The sequence below is a fragment of the Sphingomonas cellulosilytica genome (assembly GCF_052321755.1).
Classification (GTDB): domain Bacteria; phylum Pseudomonadota; class Alphaproteobacteria; order Sphingomonadales; family Sphingomonadaceae; genus Sphingomonas.
In genome coordinates, this window is the sequence record NZ_JBQRTT010000001.1 from 510451 (window position 1) to 522690 (window position 12240).

Annotated in this window: 12 protein-coding genes; 4 read left to right on the forward strand and 8 right to left on the reverse strand. The window is 70.4% G+C overall.

The annotated features are described in order from the left end of the window. On the forward strand, nt 1–681 hold the full coding sequence (locus ACTZQ5_RS02415) for a helix-hairpin-helix domain-containing protein (RefSeq protein WP_443583555.1): 681 nt from the start codon (nt 1–3) through the stop codon (nt 679–681). Nucleotides 682–811: 130 nt separating this feature from the next. On the opposite strand, the gene ACTZQ5_RS02420 is transcribed toward ACTZQ5_RS02415, so the two are convergent. Beyond that, nucleotides 812–2113 carry a hemolysin family protein gene (locus tag ACTZQ5_RS02420; RefSeq protein WP_443583556.1) on the reverse strand — a complete coding sequence of 434 codons (1302 nt, stop codon included), beginning with the start codon at nt 2111–2113 and terminating at the stop codon, nt 812–814. 153 nt (nt 2114–2266) lie between these two features. Here ACTZQ5_RS02420 and ACTZQ5_RS02425 point away from each other — a divergent pair, with 153 nt between their 5' ends. Beyond that, a complete protein-coding gene (locus ACTZQ5_RS02425; RefSeq protein ID WP_443583557.1) occupies nt 2267–2938 on the forward strand; it encodes a YiaD family glycine zipper/OmpA-like lipoprotein in 672 nt (223 codons plus the stop codon). A gap of 56 nt (nt 2939–2994) precedes the next feature. Here the strand turns inward: ACTZQ5_RS02425 and ACTZQ5_RS02430 are convergent, their stop codons facing one another. Continuing rightward, nucleotides 2995–3423 carry a nucleoside deaminase gene (locus ACTZQ5_RS02430; protein ID WP_443583704.1) on the reverse strand — a complete coding sequence of 143 codons (429 nt, stop codon included), beginning with the start codon at nt 3421–3423 and terminating at the stop codon, nt 2995–2997. 71 nt (nt 3424–3494) lie between these two features. Then, nucleotides 3495–3704 (reverse strand): hypothetical protein, encoded by a 210-nt coding sequence (locus ACTZQ5_RS02435; RefSeq protein ID WP_443583558.1) that lies wholly within the window; start codon nt 3702–3704, stop codon nt 3495–3497. 144 nt (nt 3705–3848) lie between these two features. Between ACTZQ5_RS02435 and rpmB the strand changes: the two genes are divergently transcribed. Continuing rightward, nucleotides 3849–4148: a 50S ribosomal protein L28 gene (gene rpmB, locus ACTZQ5_RS02440; protein WP_443583559.1), complete on the forward strand. Its 300-nt coding sequence runs from the start codon at nt 3849–3851 to the stop codon at nt 4146–4148. A gap of 63 nt (nt 4149–4211) precedes the next feature. On the opposite strand, the gene ACTZQ5_RS02445 is transcribed toward rpmB, so the two are convergent. Then, a complete protein-coding gene (locus ACTZQ5_RS02445) occupies nt 4212–5225 on the reverse strand; it encodes an esterase-like activity of phytase family protein (RefSeq protein ID WP_443583560.1) in 1014 nt (337 codons plus the stop codon). Between the two features lie 166 nt (nt 5226–5391). Here ACTZQ5_RS02445 and ACTZQ5_RS02450 point away from each other — a divergent pair, with 166 nt between their 5' ends. Then, nucleotides 5392–5760 carry a glycine zipper 2TM domain-containing protein gene (locus ACTZQ5_RS02450; protein ID WP_443583561.1) on the forward strand — a complete coding sequence of 123 codons (369 nt, stop codon included), beginning with the start codon at nt 5392–5394 and terminating at the stop codon, nt 5758–5760. 396 nt (nt 5761–6156) lie between these two features. Here ACTZQ5_RS02450 and phbB read toward each other — a convergent pair whose 3' ends face one another. From phbB to ACTZQ5_RS02470, 4 genes are all read right to left on the reverse strand, one after another. Further along, nucleotides 6157–6879 (reverse strand): acetoacetyl-CoA reductase, encoded by a 723-nt coding sequence (phbB, locus tag ACTZQ5_RS02455; RefSeq protein ID WP_443583562.1) that lies wholly within the window; start codon nt 6877–6879, stop codon nt 6157–6159. An 85-nt stretch (nt 6880–6964) separates the two neighbouring features. Beyond that, entirely contained in the window at nt 6965–7966 is a 1002-nt protein-coding gene (gene hemH / locus ACTZQ5_RS02460) for a ferrochelatase (RefSeq protein WP_443583563.1), read from the reverse strand. After that, nucleotides 7963–10161, reverse strand: coding sequence for a molybdopterin cofactor-binding domain-containing protein (locus ACTZQ5_RS02465; RefSeq protein WP_443583564.1), 2199 nt, complete (start codon nt 10159–10161; stop codon nt 7963–7965). The genes hemH and ACTZQ5_RS02465 overlap by 4 nt, the downstream gene beginning before the upstream one ends. Nucleotides 10162–10502: 341 nt before the next feature. Next, nucleotides 10503–12176 carry a class I adenylate-forming enzyme family protein gene (locus ACTZQ5_RS02470; RefSeq protein ID WP_443583565.1) on the reverse strand — a complete coding sequence of 558 codons (1674 nt, stop codon included), beginning with the start codon at nt 12174–12176 and terminating at the stop codon, nt 10503–10505. Between the last annotated feature and the right edge of the window lie 64 nt (nt 12177–12240).

Here is a 12240-nt window from a genome sequence, read left to right on the forward strand (position 1 = left end):
ATGAACGATACCACCTCCGCCGGCGGCGCCACCGGGGCCAGCCTGATCCCCAGCACCACCGACGCCTTTACCGCCGCGCATCTCGCGGTCGTCGCCATCTTCGCGATCGTGGTGATCGCCGCGATCATCTGGGGATCGCGGCTGAAGCATCGCCGCAAGGCCGCCGAGCGCGAGATTGCCGAACGCAATGCGGAGGTCGAACATGGCGCGACCGCCGCGCCGGCTGGGGCGGTCGAAGACGACGCGCCGCGGCCCGTCGTGCGAGAGGATGCGCCGGTGGTGCCCGCCTCGCGCCCGGTCGCCGTGCCGCCGGTGGAGGATACGCCGCCCGCACTCGCGCCGCTGGCCGACGAGCCGATCGCGGCGACGGCACCGCTCGATGCCGCCCCGGCTACCGAGGCGGCGTCGACGCCGGCCCCTGCTCCGGCGGCATCCTCCCCCGCCGACGAACCGGTGAGCACGCTCAAGGGGCTGGGGCCGAAGCTTGCCACCCGGCTCGGCGAACTCGGCATCACCACCGTCGGCCAGATCGCTGCGCTGAACGATGACGAGGCCGCACGGCTCGATGCGCAGCTCGGCCCCTTTGCCGGGCGCATGGCCCGCGATCGCTGGATCGAGCAGGCCCGCTTCCTCGCCGCGGGGGACCGCGCCGGGTTCGAGGCGGTGTTCGGTCGGCTTTAAGAGCCGACTCTTTGCCCTGAGCGTGGCGAAGGGGAAGGTGCCACGAGCGATATGCCTGCGGCACGGTGCCCTTCGACAGGCTCAGGGCGAACGGGGTCCGGGTTCATGCCGTCCTAGGGCGCGGCGGTGTTCAGAGTTCGCTGACGAGCAGCTTGTCGATCCGCCGCCCGTCGAGGTCGACCACCTCGAACCGCCAGCCCTGTTCCTCGAAGCTTTCGCCCTCGCCCGGCAGGTGGCGGAAGGCGGCGAGCGCGAGGCCGGCGACGGTCGCGTAATCGCGGTCTTCGGGCAGGTCGATGCCCAGCCGCTCGGCCAGCGCATCCGCGGCCATCGTGCCGGCGACCAGCAGCGAACCGTCGTCGCGTACCACAACGGAGGGCGATTCGTCGGGATCGGCATCGCTCGCGAACTCGCCGGCGATCGCCGCCAGCAGGTCGGCGGGCGTCACGATCCCTTCGAAATGGCCATATTCGTCGTGGATCAGCGCCATCGGCACTTCCGCGGCGCGAAGCGCGATGAGCGCGTCCATGGCGTCGATCCGATCGATCACCACCGGCGCCTTGCGCATCAAGGCCTTGAGATCGATCGCCTCGCCCCGGAACAGCGCGGCGGCGATGTCGCGCGCCTGCACCACGCCGACCACCGCATCCACCGACCCTTCGGCGACCGGCAAGCGGGTATGCGGCGTCGCCAGCAAGGTGTCGCGGATGCCGTCGGCGTCCAGCGTGCAGTCGAGCCAGTCGACTTCGGTGCGCGGGGTCATCACCTCGCGCACCGGCCGGTCGGCGAGGCGCACGACCCCCGAGATGATCGTGCGTTCATGCTCCTCGATCACGCCGGACTTGCTCGCCTCCGCGACGATCAGGTGCAGCTCCTCCGCCGTCACCTGATCCTCCGATTCGCGGTTGAGGCCGAGCAGGCGGAAGATCACGGCGCTGGTCGAATCGAGCACCCACACCACCGGCGCAGTGCCGACCGCCAGCCAGCGCATCGGCAGCGCCACCAGCGCCGCGATCGGCTCCGGCTTGCGCAGCGCGAACTGCTTGGGCACCAGCTCGCCGACGATCAGCGAGGCGAAGGTGGTGAGGCCGATGACGATCGCGAAGCCGACCGTCTCCGCGCTATGCGCGGACAGCCCCAGCGCCTGCAGGCGCGCCGCGGTCGGCTGGCCGAGGCTCGACCCCGAATAGGCACCCGCGAGGATGCCTATCAGCGTGATGCCGATCTGCACCGTGGACAGGAACTTGCCGGGATCGGCGGCGAGCAGCAAGGCGGCGCGCGCGCCCTTGCGCCCGGTGCGTGCCATCGCCTCCAGCCGCGCCTTGCGCGCCGACACGATGGCGAGCTCGCTCATCGCGAACACCCCGTTCAACGCGACGAGCGCGAGGATGATGAGGACGTCGATCCAGGGGAAGGGCGGCAGCGGAGGCATCGGCGTGGGCCGTCTTTGCCGCACAAGTGGCGCGACGACAACCGCCTGTATCAAGCCAGGCCGAATATCTGTGTCAGGGCGTGTTCAGATCGCAAGCGGAACAAGCCGCTCCGGACCTGAGTTTACCAGCCCGACGATCATGAAAGGGATATCATGCGATCGAAGTTTCTCGCCGCCGCGGCCCTTGCCGCCTTGGTCACCACCAGCGCCTGCACCACCGATCCCGAGACCGGCGAACGCCGCATCTCGAAGACGGCGATCGGCGGCATCGGCGGCGCGCTCGGCGGCTATCTGCTCGGCGACCTCGTCGGCGGGCGGCGCGACCGGACGGAAAAGATCCTGGGCGCCGGCATCGGCGGCCTCGCGGGCGCCGGGATCGGCGCGTACATGGACAAGCAGGAGCGCGACCTGCGCGCCCGCACCGCCGGCACCGACGTGCAGGTGACGCGTGAGGGCGACAACCTGATCCTCAACATCCCGTCGGGCATCACCTTCGCCTATAACAGCGCCGAGGTGCAGCCGCAGTTCCGCCGCACGCTGGATCAGGTCGCCGACACGCTGGCGCAATACAACCAGACCTATGTCGACGTGTACGGCTTTACCGATTCGACCGGTTCGGCGGACTATAACCAGACGCTGTCGGAACGGCGTGCGACCGCCGTCGCCGATTATCTGGCGAGCCGCGGTGTCCAGCAGGCGCGGATCGGCACCCGCGGCTTTGGCGAGACGCAGCCGATCGCGTCCAACGACACGGATGCCGGCCGCGCCGCGAACCGCCGCGTCGAGATCAAGGTCGTCCCGATCTCGCAGAACGATCTGCGCTGACCTTTTCCCGTCACCCTGGACGCGTTCCGGGGTGACGGGGAGGCGCTTCGAACGGATCACCGCTTGTGCTGGAAGAAGTCCCGTAGCAGCGTTGCCGCCTCGGCCTCGCCGATCCCGCCATAGATATCGGGACGGTGGTGCAGCGTCGGCTGGGTGAACAGCCGCGGGCCGTGCTCCACTGCGCCGCCCTTGGGGTCGCTCGCGGCATAATAGAGGCGGCCGATCCGCGCATGGGCGATGGCGCCGGCGCACATCGCGCAGGGCTCCAGCGTTACCCACAGGTCCGCCCCCTCCAACCGTTCGCGCCCCAACCGGGTGGCCGCATCGCGGATCACCCGCATCTCCGCATGCGCGGTCGGGTCGCAGAGCGCGCGCGGCGCGTTGCCGGCGACCGCGATCACCTCGCCCTGCCACACCAGGGCGGCGCCGACCGGCACCTCGCCGGCCGCCGCTGCCGCTGCCGCGGCATCCAGCGCATGGCGCATCGGGATCGGCAGGGGGAACATCGCGCCTTCCCTGCCGCGCCCGCGGTGCGCCGTAAAGCTGGCGGGGTACGCTATTGGGCGTTGCCGGGCTTTTCGACGTTGACGGTCGGGACGGCGACGGTCTTGTTCTCCGTACCGACGCTGACGCGGGCGACGTCCGCCTTGAATTGCGGCGCCTGCACCACGGCGGGGCGGGTCTGGTCGATGTTGATGAGGCCGAAATACATCAGCGCGACGACGATCAGGGCGATGATCCCGAGCAGAGCCAGCAACGTGCGCATTCCATCATCCCCTGTGCAAAGACCTTTACGAGTCCGAAACAACGCCCGACGCAAGGGTCCGTTGCATGACTCTCGGTTGACGAAAGCCCGGCGAGCCGCTAGTGGCGCCGACTTTCCGGGCAACCGAATTCAGGATTTAAAGCCATGTCGCGCATTTGCGAGCTGACCGGCAAGGGCCGGCAGGTGGGTCACAACGTTTCCCACGCCAACAACAAGACCAAGCGGACCTTCCTGCCGAACCTGCAGAACGTCACGCTGATCTCCGATTCGCTGGAGAAGAGCGTTCGCCTGCGCGTCTCGACGCATGGCCTGCGTTCGGTCGAGCACAACGGCGGTCTCGACAACTGGCTGGTGAAGACCGGCGACGACAAGCTGTCGCTGCGCTGCCGCCGCCTGAAGCGCGAGATCGTCAAGAAGCTGTCGGCGACCGCCGAAGCCGCGTAAGCGGTTCGCAGCCAAGGCCGGATCCAAGGCCCGCCGCTCCCATCGAGCGGCGGGCTTTTGGCGTCAGCGCGGGTCGAGGCGGAACTTGAGCAGCAGGGTGCGTTGCAGCACCGACTGGTTGTCGTCCGACACCAGCCAGACGATCGTCGCGCCATCCTCCTGCGTCGTCGCCACCCCTTCGAAATTGTCGTGGATGAGCGGCGAATCGAGCGTCGCCAGCAGGCGGCCGCGTGCCACCGCGCCGGGCCGGATCGCGGCGGCGGGCACCAGCGACAGCCGATTGCTGAAATGATACGGCAGGCGAAAGCCGCGATCGAGCACCAGCAGGTCGCCGTTGGGCAGCGCCGTCGCGTCGGCCGGGTCGAAGCGGCCTTCGGGCATATAGGCGAAATGCCGGGGTTGCGTGACGATCGGGTCGCCGGGGAAGATCAGCGAATCGCGGCTGTGCAGCCGCTCCGCCTCCGGCCCGACCCAGAACCGGCGGGGAACGTGCATCTCTTCGCCGATCACCACGAAGCGGCCGTCGGGCAGGCGCGCCAGTGATTCGGGACCGCCGTTGACCGGCCATCTGCGCATCGCCGCCGGTGTCCGGTGCGCTTCCGCCCGAGCGAAGCCGGGGGCGTAGCGCCAGATGCCGTTATAGCGTTCGTAGCCGATCCAGATGCGCCCGGTCGCCGGATCGATCGCCATCGATTCGGTATCGCGATCGCGCTTCTCCCAACCGGTGCCGGGCCCGGCCGGCAGGTTGCGGAACCACAGGCGCCGCGGCTGCCAGTCGGCGCCGAGCGTGAAGCCGACCACGGTGCCGCCGTCGCTCAGCATCGTGATCCGGTCGCCGTCCGCCCCGCGTACCACCGACAGCGCCGAATAGCCGCCGAACGCAGGATCGATGCTGCGCAGCGCCACCCCGCCGAGATAGGTCAACGCCCCCACCCGCCGGCGGCGGGGATCGGCGGGGTCGAGATCGACGCGGGTCGCCGTCATCTGCGGCTTGGCGCCGAGCAGCGGCAGCCGCTCCTCGGCCGACCAGCCGGGGACGATCAGCAGCACCGCAAGGATGACGAACAAGACGCGCATGCAGGCCTCATAGGCGACGCGCGGGCGATCGATAGCCTGAACGCGCGATAACGAGCGCATTCAGGGTCGGCTCAAGCCGAATCGGGCAAAACCCCTTCATCGACGACGGGCAGGTGCTCGACCGCGCCGCCGCCGAGTTGGAAGAGTTCGAGACGGGAGAAGACCCATGCTGAAGACCCTGAGCCTCGCCGGTGCCGCCCTTGCGATGACCGCCACCGCCCTTGTCCCCGCCACGCCGGCGATGGCGCAGCGCGGCTATTACGGCGACCGCTACGAGCGCGGCTACGACCGCGGTTATCGGGGCGACCGGGTCTATCGCGGCGACCGCGGCTATTATGGTGACCGCAACTATCGCCCGCGTCGCTGCAACAGCGGTTCGACCGGCACCATCGTCGGCGCGATCGCCGGCGGCCTGCTCGGCCGGACGATCGACACCCGCGGCGACCGCACGCTCGGCACGGTGCTCGGCGCCGGTGCCGGTGCCCTCGCCGGCCGCGCGGTCGAACGGTCGGACCGCCCCGGCTACTGCCGCTAAGCCGGCAGTGCGTACCCCTCGCGTAGCGTGATGAGGGTTTGGAGCCCGGTCGCCGCAAGGTGGCCGGGCTTCGTGGTGTGTGAATGGTGCGAAAGAGCGGAACGGAATGCCGTGGCATCATCCGTTCGTGCTGAGCCTGTCGAAGCACAGGTGAGACTCATGCCCTTCGACAGGCTCAGGGCGAACGGTGCGTGCTAGCGGCGGTGTTGCCGGTAGGACAGCGCTGGAATGATTGATGAGTGGATACAAGCGCTTGGCGGTCGGGGCGTCCTATCGGCGCGGCGACGGCGGAGCCGCCGCCGGGGCGTCGGACGGGTTCGGCTGGCGCCGACCCGCCGGCCGTGCCGGGCGATGCGCGTGCCGCGCACCGACCCGCGGGCCGCGGGCCTTCGCCCGTCAGTACATGTGCTGCCCACCATTGATGCTCAGCGTCGATCCCGTCACGAAGCCCGCTTCGTCGGAACACAGGAAGGCGACGCCGCGTGCGATCTCGCTCGCCTGGCCGAGGCGGCCGACCGGGATCTTGGCGACGATCTTTTCGAGCACGTCGGCGGGGACCGCGGCGACCATGTCGGTATCGATATAGCCCGGTGCGATGGCGTTCACCGTCACGCCGGCGCGCGCGCCCTCCTGCGCCAGGGCCTTGGTGAAGCCGTGGATGCCGGATTTGGCCGCCGCGTAATTGACCTGGCCATATTGGCCGGCCTGGCCGTTGATCGAGCCGATGTTGACGATCCGCCCCCATTTGCGCTCGCGCATGCCGGGGAAGGTCGCCTTCGCCATGTTGAAGCAGCCGCCGAGGTTGGTGTCGATCACCTCTTTCCACGCATCGTAGGTGAGCTTCAGGATCGTGCCGTCGCGGGTGATGCCGGCATTGTTGACGACGATGTCGACCGGGCCGAGCTCTTCCGCGACCTTTGCGCAGCCCTGCTGGCAGGCATCGAAATCGGCGACGTCCCATTTGTAGGCGGCGATGCCGGTGCGTTCGGTGAAGGCGCGCGCACGCTCGTCGTTGCCGGCGTAATTGGCGGCGACGGTGATGCCGGCGTCCTTGAGCGCCAGGCTGATCGCCTCGCCGATCCCGCGGGTTCCACCGGTGACGATCGCTACTCTGGCCATTCAACCTCTCCCATTATGCTTGCGCGGCGAAGGCTAGGGACACTGCCGGAAACTGGCAATGGCCGTAGCGTCAATTCACCTTTCGTTACGTGACCCAGCCGGCGAGTTCGCGCGCGATCAGCGTGCGCAGCATCGCCATGCCTGGCTCGCCGTCGTTGAGGCAGGGCAGATAGGCGAAGTCCGTCCCGCCCGCCGCCATAAAGCTCTCGCGTCCGCGGATCGCCAATTCCTCCAGCGTTTCCAGACAGTCGGCGGAAAAGCCCGGGGCGATCACGGCAACCTTGCGGCTGCCCTTCGCGGGCAGTGCCGCCAGCGTCTCGTCGGTCGCCGGGCCGAGCCACTTGGCGGGACCGAAGCGCGACTGGAAGGCGACGATGAGTTCGCGCCCCATCGCATCGGCGAGCAGCCGCGCGGTCTTCTGGCAATGGCAATGGTAGGGATCGCCCAGTTCGAGCGTCCGCCGGGGCATGCCGTGGAAGCTCGCGATCAGCGCATCGGGGGTGAAATCGAGCGCCGCCAGCTGCGATTCGACCTGCGCCTTCAGCGCGTCGATATAGGCGGGATCGTCGTGGTAGGGCGGCAGGGTGCGGATCGCCGGCTGCCAGCGCATGCCGGCCAATGCGGCGAACGCCTTGTCGTTGGCGGTCGCGGTGGTGGCGGCGCAATATTGCGGATAGAGCGGGGCGAGCAGGATGCGCTCGCAGCCCTGCGCCTTCAACGCATGCAGCCGCTCGGCGATGGCGGGATTGCCGTAGCGCATCGCATGGTCGACGATCACGTCGGGACCGAAGGCGCCCTGCAAGGCCGTCGCCTGGCGCCGGGTGATCGCGGCGAGCGGCGACCCCTCCTCGCTCCAGACCAGGCCATAGGCATGCGCCGACTTCTTGGGCCGGGTGTTGAGCACGATGCCGCGCAGGATCGGCTGCCAGGCGATCGGCGGGATCTCCACCACGCGGCGGTCGGAGAGGAATTCGCCGAGGTAGCGCTTCACCGCGCGCGCGTCCGGCGCGTCGGGGGTGCCGAGGTTGATGAGCAACACGCCGATCTTGCGCGGCGGGATCACGGGATGGTCGGGCGGCGGGGTCATGGCGCCCGCCTTAGCGGCAGGTGGCGCAGGCGGATACCGGTCGCGGCGTGGACGGCGTTGGCGATGGCCGGCGCGACCGCCGGGACGCCCAGTTCGCCGACGCCGCCCGGCGCCTCTTCCGACGGCACCAGCTCGACGATCACGTCCGGCGTGTCGGCGAGGCGCGGCAGGTGCATGCCGGCGAAACCGCGCACGTCGGTGCGCCCGGCGGTGATGCCGGTGGCGGCGCCGAGCGCCTGGGCGAGGCCGAAGATCAGGCCGCCCTCGACCTGCTGACGGACGAGGTCGGGATTGACCTGTCGCCCGCAATCGACCGCGGCGACCAGCCGGGCGACCGCGGGCATGCCGCCGGCACCCAACTCGGCCTCCGCCAGCACCGCGATATGGCTGCCGCGGAAGCTGTGGCAGGCAATGCCCTGGCCCGATCCCGCCGCGCCGCCGCCCCAGCCGCCGAGTGCCGCGACGGTGGTGAGGCAGCGGGCGAGGCGCGCTTCGCCGCCGAGCATGCCGATCCGGTAGGACAGGGGCTCGGTGCCGGCGACATGGGCGCATTCGTCGATGAAGGCTTCGCGGAAGAAGGCGGTGTAGCCGTGCGCGCCGCCACGCAGATGGCCGGTGGCGACGCCGATGTCGGCGGGATGATGATCGATGGCCACCGCGGGGATGCGATAGGGCGGCATCGCGCCGGCGACGGCATAGGGATCGCCCGCGCCCGTCATCAGCGCGGCGCCGGGGATCAGCTGCGCGGCGAGGGCGTGGCCGGTGGCGGGGGCAGCGATGGCGGCGCGCCAGGCGGCGATCGCGCCATTGCCGGCGAGGCGGGCGCCGAGCCGCGCCCGCGCCGGCGGCCGGAACCGATCGTGCGCGGTATCCTCGCCGCGCGACCAGACCAGGTTGACCGGGCGCCTCAGCCGCATCGCGAGCAGCGCCGCCTGTTCGGCGACGAGGGCGTTCAGCGTCGCGCCGAAATTGCCGCCGCCGAGCGTCGGGTGGATGACGACCGCCCCCTCCCCCAGCCCCGCCGCCGCGGCCGCCGCCCGGCGCGCGGCCATCGGCGCGGCGCTCGGCATCCAGATCTCCAGCCGGCCGGCGCGAAAGGCGGCGGTGGCGCTCATCGGTTCGAGCGAGGCGTGCAGGCCGAGGCGCGCGGTGTAATCGGCGGTGACGACGCCTGCCCCCGCCAGCAGCGGGTCCGGATCGCCGACGCCGGCGATGCGCGTACCCGCCTGCGCCAGCGCCGCATCGAGCGCGGCGGCGATGCGGGTGTCATCGGCCGGATCGTGCGTCGCAAAGCGCGGCGCCATGGCGTCGAGCGCCCGGTTGGCCGCCCACCAGGTCGTCGCCACCGCCGCGACCCAGCGCGGATTCTCGACCACGGCGAGCACGCCGCGGATGCGATCGGCGGCGGCGGAATCGACGCGCAGCAGGCGGCTGTCGCCGATCGGCCCCTGCCGGATCGCGGCATGTACCATGTCGGGCAGGCGGATATCGCCGGCATAGCTGGCCGATCCATCGACCTTGGCCGGCACGTCGATGCGGGGCAGCGGCCGGCCGACGAGCTTGCCCGCCCCCTGCACGCCGATCGGCAGCGGATCGGGCACGCTCTCGCCCGCCGCCTCCGCCGCGAGCGCGGCGAAGCGCAGGCGGCGGGTGCCGTGGGTGACGAAGCCCGCATCGACCGCGCAATCGGTCCAGGCGACACCCCAGCGCCGCCCCGCCGCCTTGCACAGCAAGGCGCGGGCCGCGGCGCCGGCGGTGCGGCATTCGTCCTCGAACATGCGGACCGAGGTGGAGCCGCCGGTCGCCATCAGCCCGGCGCGGGTGGCGAGCGTCCCTTCCAGCGATTCGGGCAGGCGGGCGAGCGTGCCTTCGAGCAGATCGTCGAGCGCGAGCGGGTTGGCGTAGAGCGGGTTGGCGGGTGCCGCCTCGACCCCCACGGTACGCCAGTCGGCGCCGAGTTCGTCGGCGACGATCTGCGGCAGCGCGGTGTAGACGCCCTGGCCGTGCTCGAGCTGCGGGACGGCAACGGTGACATGGCCGTCGTCGCCGATCTTGAGCCAGGCGCCGAACAGGCTTTCGCCGGGCGCGGCGACCAGCGTCGGCGGATAGGTGCGCGGCCACACCGTCCAGGCGACGACGAGGCCGATGCCGGCCCCGCCGCCGACGAGCAGCGTGCGACGGTCGATGCCGCTCATCGGGCGCCGCCGACGGGGTGATTCGCGCGCTTCGGGGACGCGGAAGTTGGCGAAGTTGACGGCACGTCGCGCTCGAAATCGGGGGTGGCGGGGGTGGATCGGCGAAACGGGGTGATGCGCTGGGGGGCACGGGCACGCATGGTTCGGCGACGGTGGCAGAGGACGCCCGCGTAGGACAGCGGTTTCTTCTTATTCCTCCCCCGCCAGGGGGAGGGGGACCGCTCGGCGCCAGCCGAGTGGTGGAGGGGGAGGTAAGCGGCGTATCCTGTTACGAAGTTCGCCGCTTACCTCCCCCTCCGTCACCGCTTTGCGGCGCCACCTCCCCCTGGCGGGGGAGGAGTTCATGCGGCGGTCCGGTAGCGGTTGCGCAGCGCAACTTTGTCGATCTTTTCCGTGCCGAGCCGGGGCAGCGGATCGGGGGAGAGCCAGATGCGCGCCGGGATCTTGAAGGCGGCGATATGGTCGGCGAGGAAGGCTTGTAGGGCCGCCTCCGTGGTCGCCTCGCGCAGGTGGACGATGGCGCCGGGGATCTCGCCCAAGCGTTCGTCGGCGAGGCCGATCACCGCCGCCTCCGCCACCGCGGGATGGGCGTAGAGCGCGGCCTCCACCTCCTGCGCGGCGATGTTCTCGCCGCCGCGGATGATGATGTCCTTGGCGCGGTCGACGATGAAGAGATAGCCGTCGGCGTCGAGATAGCCGATGTCGCCGGTGCGGAAGAAGCCGTCGGCGGTGATGCAGGCGGCGGTCGCCTCCGGCCGGTTCCAATAGCCGAGGAAGTTGCAGATCGAACGGATCGCGATCTCTCCCCGTTCGCCCTGCGCCACGGGTGCGCCACGATCGTCGAGGATCGCGAGTTCGACCAGCGGCGCCGACGGGCGGCCGGCGCTGTCGGGCTTGGCGAGATAGTTGCTGCGCCAGTTGCCGGTGCCGACCGCGTTCGTTTCGGTGAGGCCATAGCCGATCAACGGCGCCGATCCGCCCATCTCCGCATCGATGCGGCGGACGTGATCGACCGGGCGCGGCGCACCGCCGGCGGCGAAATCGGTGACGGTGGAGAGGTCGTAGGCGGCGCGATCGGGATGGGTGAGGATCTCGAAGCTCATCAGCGGCACGCCGACGACATAGCTGATCCGCTCCGCCTGGATCAGCTGCATCGCCTCGCGCGCGTCCCATTTGGGCATCAGCACCAGCTTGCGCCCCATCGCGAAGCTCTGCAGCATCACCGGAATCTCTGCGGTGACGTGGAACAGCGGCAGCGTGAGGAGGGTGGAGGGCTGCTCGGTCGGCGGGTTGCCGTCGGCGGTGGCGATGCCGAGCATCATCAGCGCCTGCGCCAGATAGTTGAAGATGCCCTGCACCACGCCTCGGTGATCGGCGAGCGCCCCCTTCGACTGGCCGGTCGAGCCCGAGGTGAAGAGGATCGTCGCATGATCGGTGGCGGCGACCGCGGGCAGCGGCGTGTCGGGCTGGCCGGCGGCGGTGACCGGGGCGAGCGCCTCGGCCAGCGGCCGGGTGTCGTCGATCGTCACCACCGGCGCGGCGATCCCCGCCAGCCGCTGCGCGCGCGGTGCGTCGGCGAAGACCAGCGTGCAGTCGACCTCGGCGACCGCGGCGGCGAGTTCCTCCGCCTGCCACCAGCCGTTGAGCAGGGTGGCGACGCCGCCGGCCATGACGATGCCCATGTAGAGCACGATCCACGCCGGCGAATTGCGCATCGCGATGCCGACGCGCAGGCCGTTCGACACATGGTGGCCGGCGATCAGCGCGCGGGCGACCGCGCCGGCCTGTGCATACACCTCGGCAAAGGTCAGGCGTTCGTCGCCGGCGACGAGGAAGGTCTTGTCGGCATGCTCGTGGCAGAAATGCGCGAAATAGGCGGGCAGCGTCGGCGGCGCGGTGGTGATCAGCGGATAGGGGCGGCCGCCCCGCTCCGCCTCGCCCAGCGCGAGCGGACCGCCCGGCCCGGTCAGCGCCGCCATGGTCGCGTCCATTCGCTCGTCGAGGGCCGTGCGCATCCGTCTCTCCATCACGTTCCGGTCTTGGGCTTGGTCTTGTGCCTTTGCGCCACTATGCAGGCGG